Here is a 15,438-nt window from a genome sequence, read left to right as displayed (position 1 = left end):
GGAGGTGACCGACATGCCGAAGGTGACCATTCACAATCTCGAAGTCAGGTTCCAAGTGGACGGTAACGACGGTGCCGTGTTCACCCGCCTGTTCAACAAGCACATCCAGGCGTGGTCGCGGTTGTACGAGCAGGAATGCGACCGGGCCAAGAACAGTCAGCGGGATCGCAAGCTCGTCGAGGGAGAGGGCTGGCATTGAGCATCACGCCTGTGTCGTTCGCCCGCCAGAACGGGGCGCTCGCCCGGCTGGAGATCGTCCGGCCGGTGATCGCCGACGAACGGCAGCGCCGGATCCCGTTGCGGTTCAACCCGACCGACTACAAGCTGAGCAAGAGCAACACCTTCGCCGAGATCGCGATCCCAGGGCTGGAGACACCGCCGCTGCAGTACGTCCGGGGCGGCTCGGAGACGCTCAACCTGCAGGCCCTGGTCGACACGTCCGACACGCTGGAGAACGTACGAGTCCGTTACGTCGACGCGCTGCGCAACCTGATGCGGCCCGACAGAAGGGAACACGCGCCGCCGATCGTCCGGTTCGTCTGGGACGAAGCGGTTTTCACCGGTGTGATGGAGAAGCTGGATGTGAACTACCAGTTGTTCCGCCAGGACGGTGTGCCGTTGCGTGCGCAGCTGGATCTGTCGCTGAAGGAATACCGCCCGGCAGCCGTGCAGGTCGCAGAAACGCCGCTTTCGTCGCCCACTGTCGAGAAGAGTTACGTGGTGCGCCGCGGCGACACGCTCAGCAGCATCGCCGCGGCCGTGTACCGGCGAGCCGACGCATGGCGGGAACTGGCTCGTGCCAACGGTATCAGCGATCCCCGTGACCTGCGGCCAGGACGGGTACTGACTGTGCCCAGGTTGCCCTGATGACCACGCCGGAAGTCGCGTCACCGGACCGATACGCACCCGAGTTCGAGGTGCACATCGAGGGCTTGGAGATGGACCCGACCACCAAGAACGACATCATCGACATCAAGGTGCACCGCGATATCGACGAGATGTCCGGGTTCGACCTCGAGCTGAACAACTGGGACGACCGGACGCTGAAGTTCAAGCACAGCGACTCGGCCAAGCTGCAGCTCGGCGCCCGGGTCTCGGTGCGGCTCGGCTACGCCGACAAGCTGATGACCGTTGCCACAGGCACGATCAGCACGCTGAGCCCCAAGTTCCCGGACGCGGCCTCGCCGACCATCTCGATCAGCGGGGTGGACGGGCTGCTGAGGTTCAAGGAGCGCAAGCCGGCCGAGAACGAGGAGAAGATCTACCTCAACGTGACCGACTGGCAGATCGCCGAGAAGATCGCCCGCCGCAACAAGTTGCGGATCGAGGTCACCCAGGAGGGACCGACACACGACCGGGTGGTGCAGAAGAACCAGGACGACGGGGCGTTCCTGATGGAACGGGCCAAGCGGCTGGACTTCGACTGCTACATCCTGCCGGACCCGCAGACCGGCGAGGAGACCCTTTACTTCATCAAACCGACCGACGGCCGCGACGGACGCCCGATCCGCTTGTTCCAACTCGCCTACGCTCCTGGCCTGGCCACAGGGCCGACCGCGGTTCCCGCCGACTTGATCCCCAACCTGCTCGACTTCACTCCGACGCTCACTGTGTCCAAACAGGTCAGCAAGGTCACCGTGCGCGGCTGGGATCCCCGGACCAAACAGGCGATCGCGTTCACCGCGAGCGCGGAGAACCTTCCGGCAGGCGAGAACAAGGCCGACGGGCAGAGCGGGCCGGAGGTCGCGCAGAACACGATGGGCGGCCGTCAGGAGGTCCTGGTCGACGCGCCGGTCACCAGTGATCAGGAGGCCCGCGAGCTGGCGATCAGCCTGCTGCGGGAACGCGCGTACGAGTTCATCACCGCGACCGGCCGGGTCGCCGGGCTGCCCGAACTGCGGCCGGGCGACAACCTGGAGATCTACGGCCTCGGCAAACGCTTCTCCGGCACGTACTTCGTCAAACGCGTCGAGCACGCGTTGAACACCAGCGGTTTCTTCACCACGTTCACCGGACGGCGGATCCACCAAGGGGACAAGAAATGACCAGGACCGCGCCGCGTTCGCGCACCACCGACCAGCGCTACTACGGCGTCGTGGAGGCGATCGTCGTGGAGAACGAAGGCGACGACGAAGGCCGGATCAAGGTGAAGTTCCCTTGGTTCGACGGCAGCAGCGTCACCGACTGGTGCCGGGTCAGCCAGCTCTACGCGGGCGGCGGTTATGGCTCGGTGTTCGTGCCGGAGAAAGACGACGAGGTGCTAGTCGCCTTCGTGCACGGGGACATGCGTTTCCCGATCATTCTGGGCGGCCTGTACAACGGCGTGGACAAGCCGCCGACCGCGCGTACCGACGGACGCGATCAGAAGATCATCCGCACCAAGCACGGGCACGAGGTATTGCTCGACGACACGGAATCCAAAGCCGCCGTACGGGTGAAGTCGGCGGCCGGGCATGTCATCGAGATGGACGACCAAGGCAAGGCGATCCGGATCACGGCGGCTGCGGGCGGCAGTGTGACCGTGACCGCCGAGGGGGACATCACTCTCAAGGCGCCCAAGGTGACCATCGATTCCGACCGCATCGAACTCGGCGCCGGCGCGAACGAGAAACTGATACTCGGCGAAACATTCCTGAGGGCCTACAACTTGCACACGCATGCGTCCGCTGGTGCGCCGCCGGCGCCACAGCTCACCGAAGCTGCTGTGCTGGCCAAGCAGGCGAAGACGATATGAGCGACTTCCTTGGCACGGGATGGCGGTTTCCGATTCTTCCCGATGAGGCCGGACGGCTCGGGTACGCCGTGGGCGAGCAGAGCATCGAGCATTGCCTGCGCGCGCTGTTGCTGACAGGCATCGGTGAGCGCGTCATGCGGCCCGATCTCGGCACTCGCGCACAGGAATCCGTTTTCGCGCCGGGCAGTGTGCAGAACCTGCGCGATCTGGAGAACTCGATCGCCGAGGCCGTCCGCACCTTTGAACCACGAGTCGACCTGGACGAGGTCCGCGCCGAGGCCGATCCGGCTGACGAGTCGCGGATCACGGTGTCGGTCGTGTACCGCGTGCGGCGCAGCAACACCAAGGCGAACCTTGTCTTCCCGTTCTACGCCGGCCTGACCGGGAGCACGCCGTGACCCTGCCCGCGCCGAAGCTGGACGACCTCACCTGGGCCGACATGATGGCGGCCATCCGCCGCCGGATTCCGGCCGAGTCGGGCGGGACGTGGACGCTGCACGCGCCGTCCGACCCGGGCGTCACTCTGCTGGAACTGTTCGCGTACCTGCTGGAACAGCGGCTGTACTGGCTTGATCAGGTGCCGGATGCGCTGGTGGTCGCGATTCTGCGGCTGCTCGGCATCCAGACGCCGCGCCCGGCCCAGGCCGCGGCCACTGTGCTGCAGCTGACGGCCGGCGCGGAGGTGGTTTCCGTTCCTCAAGGGACGGTCATGTCTCGGGATCCGTCTGGGCGCATGACATTCACACTGGAAAACGACGTCACCATCCTCCCCCTTGACGGTGAGGTCTCAGTGTGGACGGATCGTGATCGCACCGCGGATCTGAGGGCCCGCCGCGGAGTCCCGTTGCTGACGAGCGACGGCTCCGCGGCGGAGGCCCGGTTCACCTTGCCACTGAAAGGTTCCCACGCTGTCACAGGCTGGCTTTCGTTGTTGCTCGAGCTGGACGTGCCAGCCGCCGCACCGCCGTCGTGGTCGCCTCGCGCGGTGAAGAACGTAGGCGCGCCTGCGGACCTGACCTGGTCGTACTTCAGGCCTGGGCAGGACGCACAGCCCTTTGCCGAAGTTGAGGACGGCACGGCTGGCCTTCGGCGTTCCGGGATCGTCCGGCTGCGCCTGCCAGACGGATGGACCACTGAAAATCGCGGGCTGCTCGTCTCAACCCGGGCAGCGACATTTTCGGCATCACCTCGGCTGCTTCAAGTGGCGGTCAACGTTTCCGCCGCACGCAACATCGAGAAACGTGTCGCCACCTGCGCCGACCTTGAGGACCAGATCAGCAAGTGGCTCAAGCTGCCCGGCCAGTACCTCGTGCTGCCGGACGCCGTCGGCCGGTTGCTCAACGCCCGTCTGGTGCTGGCGGGGGAGAAATGGGATCAGGTCGCGGACTTCACGTTCGGCGCATCTGCCGATCGGACCTTCGTCGTCGACCGGACAGAAGGGGCGCTGGTGTTCGGTGACGGGCTCACCGGGCGCATCCCGCATCAGGCCGAACGGGTGTCCGTCAACTACACGATCGGCGGTGGCCGGGCCGGAAACGGTGGCTTGACAGGGAACTGGCTTCCGGTGGATTTCCCGGTGGCCTTGGCTGGTGCGAATCTCGTGCAGGCGGATGGTGGTGAGGATCCGGAAACCGTTGCGCAAGCGCGTGAACGTGCGGCCGGATCGTTGGGCGAAGTGACTCGTGCGGTCACTGCGGACGACTACGTGACGCTCGCCCAGACGACACCTGGAGTCGCTGTTGCCCGCGCGTACGCGTCACTCGGCGAGCACCCAGGATTTCCATGCACGCCGGTACCCGGTGCTGTAACCGTCCACATCGTACCTTCCGTGCCCAGGGACGACTTCGATCGAGAAGACTTCGTTGCCGCACCGAAGCCCGATCCGGCGATGCTGTGCGAGGTCGCCGATCGGCTGGCTGAGGCTCGATTGCTCACGTCCGAGGTCTTCGTGCGGGCTCCGGCATACCGTGCGGTGACATTGCGTGTCGACCTGTCCGGAAACCCGGCCGATCGCAGTCGAGTGTCTACAGTGGTCAGTTTGGCGCTGCGCCGTTACCTCGATCCACTCGTCGGCGGTGACGACGAGGCGGGCTGGCCGTTCGGCGAACCGCTGCGGCCATCGGCGTTGCTACGAGCCGCACAGCGTGCGCTGGGGGATCTTGCGGATGTGGCGGCTGTTGCGATCAGCCTCGACGGGCCTGACGAGGAATGCCGTGACGTGCCACTGCGAGCCGGTGAGCTTCCAGTGGTGAAGTCGGTGCGGACACGGATCATCCCCGCGGTCGAACCAGGGGAGGGGCTGACGTGACCAACGACGTGTGGTGGGAGCGGGATTCGGACACCGAGGGCCGGATCGTTCCCGGACCTGGCCCGACAGGGATCCAGCCAGAGCTGGTGGACGCGACCCGTGAGGCGGTTCGTGCCGACGTCCGCGGCCGGATCGCCGGTTACACCCCGGACTGGACCAATCCGGATCGGCAGGACGCCGGTGTCGCGCTTGTCCGCCTGTTCGGTACCCAGGTCGAACCGGTGCTCGGGCGGGTGAACCGGCTGCCGGAGAAGGTGCTTGCCGAGCACCTGCAGACGGCTGGGGTGCGGCGCGGCCCGGCCAGTGCGGCGATCGCCTTGCTTGAGTTCAAAGTGACTCCGCCGGACGGCGCGTCGGTGCTGGTCCCAGCCGGTTTTCAGGCGGCCGCGTCCGGTCGTGACGGCCAGGTGATCTACGAGACCGATCAGGATCTGTACGCCACTCCGGCGACGCTCGGGGCGATCGCCGTGCAGGAAGCCGGATCGCTGGAGCTGATCCCGATGGGACCGGCTGGACCTGGCCGGGCATTCCCGCCGTTCGGCCGTGAACCGCGCCCCGGCAATGGCCTGTGGATCGGGCTGTCCGGCACTGCCAGCCCGTATCCGTTGCTGTCACTTGGGTTCGTGGTCGTCGCTACGCCACCGGCACCTGCGGATTCCGGCGGTCTCGTGCCGCTCGCGTCGCCGCCTGCTCCTTTGCTGAAGTGGGATGTGTTGGACGGCAACAAATTCGTACCTGCCGAGCTCGTCGGTGACGAGACAAACGGACTGCGCGCGAGCGGCACCTTGCAACTGCGCGTCCCACGCACTTGGGCTCCTGGCAGGCCGCCGGGTGCGCGGCCAGGACCGGCAATGCGGTGGCTGCGGCTGCAGATCGCCCACGGCGTGTTCACCGGCCTGCCGCCGATGCTCTCCGGGCTGCGGCTGAACATGGTCGCGGCCACGGCTGCCCGCACGATTCTCGACGAACCGCTGCAACCGATCCAGGACCCTCAGACGACCGCCCGGCGCCGGATGCGGCTCAGCCAGGTACCGATCCTGGCGGGCAGCGTGGTGATCGAGGTGGACGACGACCCCGGCAGTGATGTCTTCGGCACCACTGCCGGTTCCAGCGCTCGCTGGCAGGAAGTCCAGAGCCTCGCCGGGTTCGGCGTCGACGACCGGGTGTTCGTCGTGGACTACGCGACCGGCGAGGTCACGTTCGGGGACGGTGTCAACGGTGCCGCCGTCCCGCCGGGATTCCGCAATGTGCGTGCTGTCCGCTACCGCGTGGGCGGTGGCAGCGTCGGCGCTGTGCGTGCCGGAGCTGTCAACGGCGTGGTCACCGCGTTGCCGTTTATCACAGGCGTAACCAACCCATTTCCCGCGTCCGGCGGAACAGATCCCGAACCTGACGCTGACGCGATGCGGCGTGGCGTAGGAGAGCTGCGTTCGCGCGGACGGGCCGTGACGCCTGCTGACTACGGTCTGATGGCCACTCGTGCTCCAGGCGCGTCTGTGGCTCGTGCACACGGGGTCGCGGGTCTGCATCCTGAGTTCGCCGGTAAGCCGATCCCTGGTGTGGTGGGGGTTCTGGTCGTACCACCGGCGGACGACAGCGGCGAACCGCCGGTGCCGACGGCTGCGACTCTGCGGGCCGTGGCGGATTTCCTGACGCGTGAGGTGGCTCCCGCCGGGATCACCGTGGTCGCGGCGCCGCCGCAGTACCAGCAGGTCACGGTCGAGGCATGGGTCTCGCTCGACCCTGATCTCGACCGCGCCGATGTGCTTTCCCGGGCAGGCGATTCGCTGACGACATACCTGGATCCGGTGCGTGGCGGGGAGAACGGCGCGGGCTGGCCGTTCGGCGGTGCCCTGCGGCACACACCACTGGTGCGAAGACTGCTTTCCGTGGACGGAGTCCTTGCCGTGTCACAACTCTCGCTCACTGTTGACGGGCTTCGGTTGCCGCCTTGCACGGATCACGCGATCGCGCCGAACACGTTGGTCTGGTCGCGCCGTCCGTTGCTGATCCCGGTTGGAGGCCGGTCATGACGTGCGCGCCCGGCCCCGCCACCTTCCGCCTGCTCGACGCTTATGTCGGCTGGGATCAGGACCAGCAGAACGTCGAGCGCATCGTCGGTTTCACCGACCCGGCCGGGATCCGGCTGGCGCACAGCGGCTCGTCACCGGAAGGCCCGACGAGAAGCCAGTTGCTGCCATGGTTCCCCGATCGTCGGCTCGCACCCGGTTGTCAGCCGTGCGCGTGGTACCTGCTTGCCGGAGCCCGGCTGACGCGCAGAGATGAGTGTGCGGGAGGCTGGAAACCTGTCTGGTCGCGCGCCTGTGACCCAGGGTTGTTGCGCGATCCGATATCCGTCGCGGCGCGAGGGCATCGTGTCGCTGTCGTGGATTCCGGTCGTGTGCTGGTGTGGCGCAACGAAGGCGAGCAACTCGCCGGGGTGATCAGGCTCGGGAAAGCGAGCTTGGCCGCACTGGCGCCGGACGACGAGGTCCTGGTTGCCCGCGACGGCAGGACAGATCTGGCGCGATTCAGCTCGGACGGGCGGTGGCTCGGGGCACTGCCGACCGGAGCCGACGGCCGGGTCGTCGGAATACGATCCGGTCCCTGCCGGAGCATCTGGCTGCTGAGCGAAGACAACACGGGATTTCACATTCATGTCAGCGAATCCGGCGGCAAGTTCAACACGGCCACACTGGGACAACTGGCGGCCGCGATCCCGCCGAGTTCCCTCGTCTCCGCGGGCGATGAGGGATTCTGCCTGACGGAACCGGGGCACGACGGCCCGGTGACGTCCTGCTACACCTGGCAGGGCGAACCACGGCCCGAAGAACCGCCGATGCCACAGCAGTACGAGCGCACCGGGTCGATGGTGACGACGAAGATCGACAGCGGCATCTCGCGGTGCCGCTGGCATCGCGTGCGCGTGGACGCGCAAGTGCCCACCGGGACAGCGGTGACAGTCCAGATCGTGGTGTCCGAGGACGACAACTACGCGGACAGCGACTGGCAGACGGCTCCGCCAGGTACTACGGACTTCCTCATCGACCAGCCACCCGGCCGGTTCCTCACGCTGCGCCTAGGGATGTCCGGCGACGGTTCCGCGACCCCTGTGGTCAGTCGTATCCGGCTGGATTTCCCCCGGGTCACCAGCGCGGATCTCTTGCCACCGGCCTACCGGCAAGATCCAGTGGCCGACGACTTCACCGAGCGGTTCCTGTCCTTGTTCGACGCCACGATGGCGGAGATCGACCGGGTGATCGAGCGGTATCCGGCGCTGCTGGACCCGGCCGGTGTCCCGGACCGGGCACTGCCGTGGCTGGCGGGCCTGCTGGGACTGTCGTTCGAGGCAGGCTGGGACGCTCGGACAAGGCGTGCCCTGTTGAAAGCGGCCCCGGCGCTGTACCGGCGCCGAGGCACGCCGTGGGCGATCGAGGAAGCCGCACGGATCGTCTTCGGGGTCACGCCGGTGATCAACGAACTGGCAACCGATCGCCGCTGGGCGCACACCGGCGGCAAGGGTCCGGGGCTGGGTGCTGTGCGGCTGTTCGGTCGTTCCGCGTCCAGGTTCCGGATCGGCGGCTCGGCCCTGGGCGCCGCGCCGCTGCGCGCTTTCGGCAACCCGGACAGCGACCCGATCACCGAACACGCGTATCGGTTCCGGGTGCTGCTTCCAGCGGGTTCCGCGGATGAGAAGGCGTTGCGGCGACTGGTCGAACGCCAGGCACCTGCACACACAGTGGGTTCGGTGCGGACCGGCGGCGTGGGTTTTGTCGTCGGCTCGCGATCGACGGTCGGGGTCGACACCGCGTTCGTCCCGTTGCCGCCGCCGGTATTGGGTGGTTTGCGACTCAATCGCGACGGGGTGATCAGACCAGGGCCACGAGGACCGCGCCGCGGGGTGAGCGTCGGAGTGGTCTCCGCCGTCGGTGTGCACACACAGATGTCTTGAGAGGACAAGGGGATGACGGAGACACACACCGAAACAACCGGTTTCGACGCACCACCACTGCGCCGGCTGCGTTACTTCCACGGCCAGATGCTCAGCGCCAAGGACTTCCAGCGTGAGCAGGAGTACATCCGCGAGAAGCTGAAGCTGCGTGTGCGGTGCCTGCTCGGCTACGGCGTGGTGTGCGGCCTGTACGTGCACGCGGCGGGTCCGGACGAGGAGAGCGAGCCCGAAGTCACCACCGACCCTCAGCCGATCAGGCGGCACAAAGCGAAAGTCCGGATCAAGCCCGGCCTTGCGGTGGACTGCGAGGGCAACGAGGTCGTCGTCCGGGGTGGCTGCGTGGTCAACCTGTGGGAGCAGTTGCCCGCCGACGAGCGTGAGAAGGACACGGTCTGGGTTGGCATCGACTACTGCGAACGCGCTGTAGAGCCCACACGCGCGGTCTACAACGACGGTTGCGCTGACGAGTCCGACTGCGAATACGGCTGGACCGAGGAAACCTACGCGATACGGGTCACAGGTTGTGAGCCGCCGAAAGACGAGCGCTGTGACACGTGCTGTTCGCGTTGCGAGCACAAGACCTTGTGGCTGGCCAGGATCGAGGACGTGGACTTCCACGAGCCGTTGCGCCAGGACCAGATCCACATGAACATCCGGCGCCCGTTCGGCAAGTACGTCCCGACCGTGATCACCGGCGTCAACTGGATCCACGGCCACACCTACACCGTCGACGAGGCCAAAACCCTGCTGGGCACGCAGAACGAGAGCGGCGGCCTGGTCGTCCGGTTCTCCGGCGATGTGCGGGTGGACTCGCTGCAGCCCGGCGTCGTGGAGATCCAGGTGATAGAAGGCGGAGCCGGCCGTAACGCGTCCACCTGGTACATGGGCGGCAGGTTCGACGAGCCCGGGGACGCGGATCACGAGTTCACACAACACTTCCGCTACCGGCAGACCACCCGTGAAGTGCTGCAGGACGGCGACCGGGTGCTGGTGAGCGTCCGTGCGGCGTTCATCCTCGATCGTTGCTGCCGCCCGGTGGACGGGACCAACGTCGGCGGCAAGGTCCCCACGATCGACCCGGTGACAGACGAGTCGGCACTGACCCATCGGGGCTGTGAGCTGCCGCCGTCCGGCATCGGGCCCTGGACCTCAGGCACGGGTGCGGGCGGGGACGTCTTCGAGAGCTGGTTCTTTGTGAAGGAGCGCTGATCATGCGAACAGACTGCGGATGCGGCTGCGGAGGGACGTCGGCGCGGCCGTCCGCCTTCGTGCGGCCCCGCTTCTTCGCCGGCCAGTTGCTCACCGAGGACGACCTCGGCCTGCTGGTCGACTACATGACGGGCAAGAGCAGGCTGCACAACCGGTCCATGTTCGGGCCGGGCGTGGTGTGCGGCCTGGAAGTCGGCTGCGACCCGTGCGGCGGCGGGAAAGTCGTGGTGCACCCCGGCCACGCGCTTGACTGCACCGGCAACGACATCGTGCTGAACTGCAAGGAACAAGTCGACGTGCAAGCGCTTGTCCGTGAACTTCGGGTCAGCTCGCTTGGCGTGGACTGCGGTGATCCGTGTGATGACGACGGTCGACGCCGCTACGGTCTTTTCGTTCGGTACGAGGAACTTTCGGTCGAACCGGTCGCGCCGTACGCCACGGAGGAACCGTGTCCGTCGCCTGGGTGCGTGCCTTCGCGTATCCGGGAAGGTTTCCGGTTCGTAGTCAAGTGCGACGACGGTGAGGACCACCGGCACAACCCCGGTACTCGCCTGCTGGCGCGCCTGGGTGATCCGCGTAAGTACAGTCCTGTCCGCGACCGTTCGCGACGGTTCGAGTTCTACGCGGACGCGATCCTCTACGCCACACTCGGTTCAAGCCGGACCTTCAAGTTCGACGCGACCGAAGCCAAACAGTACAAAGACAGCCTTGAGTGGTTGCGCAAGAGCGGTGAAGGGACTCCGGATCCCCTGGCGGCCCCTGAGATAACCGAACACGTGCGGGCCTTGGCCGGTGCGATCGCCCGGTTCGACACGCACGACACGGACGGGCAGAAGAAACTCCTGTCCGACTATTCGGTCCTCGACTCGGTCAGTGCCGCCCGCACCGAGCTGGAGCGGGCGTGTGGCCGGCTCACCGGAGTCGATGCGAAGAAGGCGTGGCCGGACCCGCTGCTCCGCTCGATCGCCGGCGCGGTCGTCACCGAGACCCAGGCCCGGGTCGTGCCTGACGGCGGTGACCGGTCCGCACCGATCGAGGCGCGTCTGGTCGCGCAGGGAACCCCGATGAACCAGGCGTTGAAGGTCGAGTTCTGTTCGGATCTCAGCCAGATCAGAGAGTGGCTGCTCGGTCGGCTCGAACGGACGTCCGCGCTGGCCGACTGTTCGCTGCGGGCCGCGATCGCCCAGATCAACGTGCCGCACCTGCTGCCGCCGCCGGAACCGGGCAGCGATCAGCGGCTCGAGATCGCCGAGTCACAGCAGATCGGTGAAGCGGCGGCAAGGCTGATCATCGCCGTGCGGCGCTTCGTGACCGACGCCGCGTGCTCGACCCTGAACCCGCCTTGTTCCTGCTGCACGGACACCGATGTCCTGCTCGCGCACCTTGAGCTCGATGACTGTGACGTCGTGCGGATCTGTTCGGCGACAAGGGAACAGGTGCTGCCAGGCGGGTCCCAGTACGGCGAGTGGCTGCCCAAGCTCTACCGGCTGCGTGAGCTGGCCGAACGGCTGTGCTGCCAGCCCGTGCCCGAATTCAAGGCGCCGTCATTGCCCGGCAACGAGCCAGTACCCGGCAAGCACTATGACGACTCGCTGCTGCGGAGATGGCCACAGACCGGCGATCTGGCGGCGATGCTGAGACTGTTGCTGAGGCCGGCACCAGGCGAGACGCCACCGAAGGCGTTGCATGATCAGGTCTACACCACGCCGAGCGAGGTGACCGACAGCCTGCACGAGCTGGCCGCACTCAGAACACAGGTGACGGAACTGACGGCCGCCTTGGAAGGGCTGCGGGCACAACTGGGCAGTGCTCAGGCCCAGGTGACCGAGGTACGGGAGCAACTGCCCGAACGCCTGGGCTCCCGGCTTGAGCAACTGGAAGGCGCGGAGGAGCCCGAATCCGCGAAGCCGGCCCGGCGGACTCGGTCCACTCGTACTCCGAAGTCCGGTGAGTCCACATGACAGGACCATTGCGACCCGCCTTCCACGAAGGCCAGGTCCTCGCCGCAGCAGACCTCTCGGCCACAGTCACGCACGCCCGCGCTGCGGCCGCGCGGCATTCCCGCTACCTGCACGATTGGGGCGTCGCCGAAGGGTTGGAGTTGCTCACCGAGAACCGCACCGACCCAGTCACCAACGCCCGTTTCGTCGAGGTGAGGGTCTCACCTGGCCTTGCGATCGACGGCAACGGCAGGGAAGTGGTCGTCCCGGAGACAGTTGTGCTGCGGGAGAGCGACTTCGAGGAGGTCAACGGCGCGGACCCGGCCACCACGTCACCCTATCCGGTGTTCCTCACCGCTCTGGACCGGGAACCGGGCGGCTCGGCTCCCCAACTGGACTCGTGCGGCGGGAACACCGCGAAGACTCGCGTGGAGGAGTCGTATCAGATCCTTTTCGGACGCCTCGGTGACGAGCTGACATTCGCCGATCCACCGCCGCCGCCAGTCGGTGCTCTACCAGCCGAACCGCCTGCCCCATGGCGTGTACTTCTTGGGTATGTGCAGTGGACCAGCGGTCACTTCACTGCTGTGTCGGTGACGGCTCGTAGTGTTTCGGTGCGGTACGTGGGCGTCCGGGCGGACACAGTTGCGGCGCGGTCAGGCTCGTTGACCTTGCGGACCAAGCCCGCGGTGCAGGACGGCCAGCCTGCCTTGCAGCTGTCCGGAGGTGAGCAACCGTCCCTGATCTTCGGCCTCTACCAGGGCGGCACAGTCGCGCCGCTGATGACCATGCAGGCCAACGGAAACCTGAACATCGAAGGGAGTTTCTCCGGCCGGATCTCGGCGGGCAGCGTGCTCGTGGCCTCCGGAACCGCGACCGACGGAATGATCCTGCCCCTGCCTGCCGGCGTCACCGCGGAGCAGGTCGCCACCGGCCAGGTGGTCCTGCACACCCAGCTGACTCCCCGGGTGCCCCCGATCACGGGTCCCAAGACGATCCAATGCCCGGTTGAGGCCACTGTGGACAGTTCACGCCGGGTGCGTTGCCTGATCCGGTTGACCGAGCCGTTCTCGGAGCGGCCAGGGGTCGTTGATTTCCTTGTCCTGGCAACGGTCACGGCGACGAAAGGCGGTGGCCGACAATGAGTCTTTCCGTGGTGTATGTGCAGGAAACAGGACACGTGGTGGGTGCGCTGGCGGTGACAGGTGGCGCGCCTGCCACCGATGTCGCCTCACTCGTGGGGGCCGAATTGCCGATCCGTATCGGTCTCGAGACAGGGCTCATTCTGAAAGCAAGTCAACTTGCCGTCGCCGCGGTAGGCGACGAGCCGGCAGTGTTCGTCGATCCGCTCACCTTCGGTGTGGACACGGCCAAGACCGCTTTGCGTCAGCTCTTGCCGTGGTCGATTCCGTTGCCATTGACGGAATCCACGTTAACGATCGAGCTGGTCGCGACCGTCGGCGCCGATACGCCTGTTCTTGTGATGATCGGCGATGACCTGTTCACCAGGACGATACCCAAAGGCGAAAATTCCGTGATCGTGCCGGTGGCCCTGAAACAGGGCGACAAACATCCCGTACTGGTTCTTGTGGCCGGGCAGGTCGGCAGATTCGAGGAGCTGACAGTCACAGAATGAGCACTCCCACCGCGCAGTCCATCTCCGAGATCATCGTGCAACACTGCACGGTGACAGTGGTGCGGCGCGGTGGGTGGAGCTGGGGCCCGGACCCGCACGCCCTGGTCCAACTGATCCTGGACGGCCTGCCAGACCTCCTCGAAAGCCATTTCTCCGCCCAGCTGGCCGCCGACAGTCCAGACCTGGAGATCGTCGAGCCCGTAACCATCACTGTCCGACTAGGACAGATGCCTGCGGGCAATTCTGCATTTGAGCCTGTCGAGGTCTTCATGTCACCCATGCAGGCTGTTGAGGATTCGGTGCCGTTTGAGGATTCCTTTGTCGAGTTCGACTCATGGCTGCCACAGTCGGTCGCCGGACTGTTCGCCGAACTGGCCGAGCGGGGCGACCTGGAACCGCTGCTGGCTTTGTTGCCTGAAGAGTCGATTCGAGTTTATCTGCTCGCCTTGCTCTCCGCTGAATCCGCGGACGTTTCCTCTGTGGCTCGCAGATTGATCGCCGAACTCATCTCACGGCGAGGCGATCAGCCGGCTGATCTGGTGGATTTCTCGCCCGAGAACGTCGCCCGGCTGGTCGAATCTTCTTCGTCAGCCGATGCACCGTTGTCTTCGACTTCCTCCTCGTCCTCGGCTGCGTCGGGGGAATCCGTCCATGTCGATGTTGTACGGGCGAGGGGCGAGACGCAGGTCTGCTCGGTGTTGCCGTTCTTGCTTGCCGGGCCGCTGGCGCGGATCGGCTATCTCGATGCGATCGGCCCGGCTTTGGCCGGTCTTGACATGGCCGACGAGGCGCCGCTGTTCGCAGCCGCTTTGGCATACAAGGTTCTGGGCGTCACCTCGCGTGGATGGCGATACTCCGAACAGGACAGTGCCGCTGCGGCCACCTTCGCCGGACTCGATTCCCCGATGCCCGAACTGACCGACTTTGCCCGCCGGGTAAGGCCCGCGCTGCCCGTTCTGGACGCGGTGCTCGCGCTTTCGCTGTGTCGTGGGCACGACCCCCGCGATCCGCTCTTGATCACAGGTGTGGATAACGGGGTTTTGCTTGTCGACGCGCAAGGCATGTTCCCGATCGCCTGGGCAGCGGATGTGCCTGGGCTGGTGCCGCATTGGCAGGCCTGCGGACGGCCACCTGTGCTTGTGTGCGATAGCCAGTTGCCAGCGGGATGCCTGCGGCAACTGGCGGCGGCCGGCGTGCGGTTCATGACAGATGTCCGTCCGCTGCGCGGTGATCCAGTATCGCGGCTGCCATGGCGCACTCCTATGTGGACAGCTGGCGTGCCTGATTTGCGGCTGGCGGTCGAGCTTCCCGGTCATGCCGCGCGGCTCGATGGGCTGATGCATGCCATGGTCGTGGAGCGGCGGGCGGTACCGCTTGCTTCAGACAATGCCTTGGAGCGTAGCGTCACGCTGGCTGCGTCGCTGGGGCTCGGCACGATTGCCTGGATGCTTTGGCGTGACCGGGAAACGCCGGATCCTGTGCTGGCGTTGACACGGTTCACCGACCTTGATGCCTCCGTCCGGTTCTCGTCCGATGCTGTGCGTGTGCGCATTCCGTTGGGCAGGCGGCATGCGGATCTCCTGCGGGGCGGGCTGCTTTCCGATGTTCCCGGTGTTGTCTGGCTCGGCGGCCGGACCCTGACGTTCTCCGGTGGGTGAG

At 66.3% G+C, this 15,438-nt stretch carries 13 protein-coding genes; all 13 read left to right on the top strand.

The annotated features are described in order from the left end of the window. Positions 1 to 13 precede the first annotated feature (13 nt). From JOF56_RS53070 to JOF56_RS53010, 13 genes are read left to right on the top strand one after another with little or no spacing between them, the layout of a single operon-like run. Entirely contained in the window at positions 14 to 199 is a 186-nt protein-coding gene (locus tag JOF56_RS53070; protein WP_209647018.1) for a putative phage tail protein, read from the top strand. Further along, entirely contained in the window at positions 196 to 867 is a 672-nt protein-coding gene (locus tag JOF56_RS53065; RefSeq protein ID WP_209647017.1) for a CIS tube protein, read from the top strand. The genes JOF56_RS53070 and JOF56_RS53065 overlap by 4 nt, the downstream gene beginning before the upstream one ends. After that, positions 867 to 2,045, top strand: a complete 1,179-nt coding sequence (locus JOF56_RS53060) for a phage late control D family protein (protein ID WP_209647016.1) — start codon at positions 867 to 869, stop codon at positions 2,043 to 2,045. Before JOF56_RS53065 ends, JOF56_RS53060 begins: the two co-directional genes overlap by 1 nt. Then, on the top strand, positions 2,042 to 2,734 hold the full coding sequence (locus JOF56_RS53055) for a phage baseplate assembly protein V (protein WP_209647015.1): 693 nt from the start codon (positions 2,042 to 2,044) through the stop codon (positions 2,732 to 2,734). The genes JOF56_RS53060 and JOF56_RS53055 overlap by 4 nt, the downstream gene beginning before the upstream one ends. Further along, positions 2,731 to 3,132: a GPW/gp25 family protein gene (locus JOF56_RS53050; RefSeq protein WP_209647014.1), complete on the top strand. Its 402-nt coding sequence runs from the start codon at positions 2,731 to 2,733 to the stop codon at positions 3,130 to 3,132. Before JOF56_RS53055 ends, JOF56_RS53050 begins: the two co-directional genes overlap by 4 nt. Continuing rightward, on the top strand, positions 3,129 to 5,042 hold the full coding sequence (locus tag JOF56_RS53045; protein ID WP_209647013.1) for a putative baseplate assembly protein: 1,914 nt from the start codon (positions 3,129 to 3,131) through the stop codon (positions 5,040 to 5,042). The genes JOF56_RS53050 and JOF56_RS53045 overlap by 4 nt, the downstream gene beginning before the upstream one ends. Then, complete coding sequence (locus JOF56_RS53040) at positions 5,039 to 7,075, top strand: putative baseplate assembly protein (RefSeq protein WP_209647012.1); 2,037 nt, start codon at positions 5,039 to 5,041, stop codon at positions 7,073 to 7,075. The genes JOF56_RS53045 and JOF56_RS53040 overlap by 4 nt, the downstream gene beginning before the upstream one ends. Then, entirely contained in the window at positions 7,072 to 8,994 is a 1,923-nt protein-coding gene (locus JOF56_RS53035) for a phage tail protein (protein WP_209647011.1), read from the top strand. Before JOF56_RS53040 ends, JOF56_RS53035 begins: the two co-directional genes overlap by 4 nt. A 12-nt stretch (positions 8,995 to 9,006) precedes the next feature. Then, on the top strand, positions 9,007 to 10,203 hold the full coding sequence (locus JOF56_RS53030; protein ID WP_209647010.1) for a hypothetical protein: 1,197 nt from the start codon (positions 9,007 to 9,009) through the stop codon (positions 10,201 to 10,203). 2 nt (positions 10,204 to 10,205) lie between these two features. Then, positions 10,206 to 12,164, top strand: coding sequence for a hypothetical protein (locus JOF56_RS53025; RefSeq protein WP_245378782.1), 1,959 nt, complete (start codon positions 10,206 to 10,208; stop codon positions 12,162 to 12,164). Further along, a complete protein-coding gene (locus tag JOF56_RS53020; RefSeq protein WP_209647009.1) occupies positions 12,161 to 13,288 on the top strand; it encodes a hypothetical protein in 1,128 nt (375 codons plus the stop codon). The genes JOF56_RS53025 and JOF56_RS53020 overlap by 4 nt, the downstream gene beginning before the upstream one ends. Before the next feature lie 38 nt (positions 13,289 to 13,326). Next, the gene (locus JOF56_RS53015; RefSeq protein ID WP_209647008.1) at positions 13,327 to 13,779 is read left to right on the top strand and encodes a hypothetical protein; all 453 of its coding nucleotides are present in this window, start codon (positions 13,327 to 13,329) and stop codon (positions 13,777 to 13,779) included. After that, positions 13,776 to 15,437 (top strand): hypothetical protein, encoded by a 1,662-nt coding sequence (locus JOF56_RS53010; protein ID WP_209647007.1) that lies wholly within the window; start codon positions 13,776 to 13,778, stop codon positions 15,435 to 15,437. Before JOF56_RS53015 ends, JOF56_RS53010 begins: the two co-directional genes overlap by 4 nt. The last annotated feature ends 1 nt before the right edge of the window (position 15,438 follow it).

The sequence above is a fragment of the Kibdelosporangium banguiense genome (assembly GCF_017876405.1).
Lineage (GTDB): Bacteria > Actinomycetota > Actinomycetes > Mycobacteriales > Pseudonocardiaceae > Kibdelosporangium > Kibdelosporangium banguiense.
The sequence above is the reverse complement of the archived record's forward strand: the minus strand, read 5'-3'. Positions and strand labels throughout refer to the sequence as shown.

Excerpts from the sequence above, each read along its gene's own strand:
- JOF56_RS53055 (WP_209647015.1), top strand. The coding sequence starts at position 2,042 with ATGACCAGGACCGCGCCGCGTTCGCGCACCACCGACCAGCGCTACTAC.
- JOF56_RS53035 (WP_209647011.1), top strand. The coding sequence starts at position 7,072 with ATGACGTGCGCGCCCGGCCCCGCCACCTTCCGCCTGCTCGACGCTTAT.
- JOF56_RS53025 (WP_245378782.1), top strand. The coding sequence starts at position 10,206 with ATGCGAACAGACTGCGGATGCGGCTGCGGAGGGACGTCGGCGCGGCCG.
- JOF56_RS53050 (WP_209647014.1), top strand. The coding sequence starts at position 2,731 with ATGAGCGACTTCCTTGGCACGGGATGGCGGTTTCCGATTCTTCCCGAT.
- JOF56_RS53030 (WP_209647010.1), top strand. The coding sequence starts at position 9,007 with ATGACGGAGACACACACCGAAACAACCGGTTTCGACGCACCACCACTG.
- JOF56_RS53010 (WP_209647007.1), top strand. The coding sequence starts at position 13,776 with ATGAGCACTCCCACCGCGCAGTCCATCTCCGAGATCATCGTGCAACAC.
- JOF56_RS53020 (WP_209647009.1), top strand. The coding sequence starts at position 12,161 with ATGACAGGACCATTGCGACCCGCCTTCCACGAAGGCCAGGTCCTCGCC.
- JOF56_RS53070 (WP_209647018.1), top strand. The coding sequence starts at position 14 with ATGCCGAAGGTGACCATTCACAATCTCGAAGTCAGGTTCCAAGTGGAC.
- JOF56_RS53060 (WP_209647016.1), top strand. The coding sequence starts at position 867 with ATGACCACGCCGGAAGTCGCGTCACCGGACCGATACGCACCCGAGTTC.